This window comes from Rhizobium sp. 01T444 (assembly GCF_056398305.1).
This window is the reverse complement of the sequence record NZ_JBFTPD010000396.1, coordinates 1-526: the sequence shown is the minus strand read 5'-3', so window position 1 is coordinate 526 and position 526 is coordinate 1. Positions and strand designations below refer to the sequence as shown.

Annotated in this window: 1 protein-coding gene; it reads left to right on the top strand. The window is 67.0% G+C overall.

All coding sequences use genetic code 11. From position 1 onward, the window contains the following. Window positions 1-27: 27 nt before the first annotated feature. Window positions 28-526: glycosyltransferase family 32 protein (locus AC1DTN_RS39125; protein WP_477925625.1), on the top strand; the 499-nt coding region annotated here is incomplete at its 3' end.

Sequence of the window (526 nt, the reverse complement as noted above, 5' to 3'; positions counted from 1 at the left end):
CCACCGCGCCTTCCGGCCGTGGCGGTAATGAAGGACTCGCGCTGGCGCGGCTTCAGGCACCGTGGTGAATTGCAACTCGCCCGCTGGTTGCGTGCCTTCTACGCATTGCGGCGCCGGCAACTGGAGACCGCGCCGGCGCATGAGTTCGTCCCGTACGTCTTCGGCGACGCCGGCCGCAATCCGACAGCCATTCCGCCCGTCATCTGGAGCTACTGGAGCGGCACCACGCCACCGTTGGTGGTGCGGCGCTGCATTGCGCGCTGGCGTGCGCTGCACCCGGACTTCAGCATCCGGGTGCTCGACGACAGCACGCTGCACGCGTACATCCCTGAACTGCCCGCCGGCCTCGCGCTTCAATCACCCCAGAGGCGCGCGGATTGGMTCCGCCTCGAACTGCTGCTGCGGTACGGGGGCATATGGCTCGATGCCAGCAGCATCCTCACGCGGCCGCTCGACTGGGTGATAGCGCTCCAGGAGGAGGCGCAGAGCGACTTCATCGGCTACTACCTTTCGCTCTACACAACGG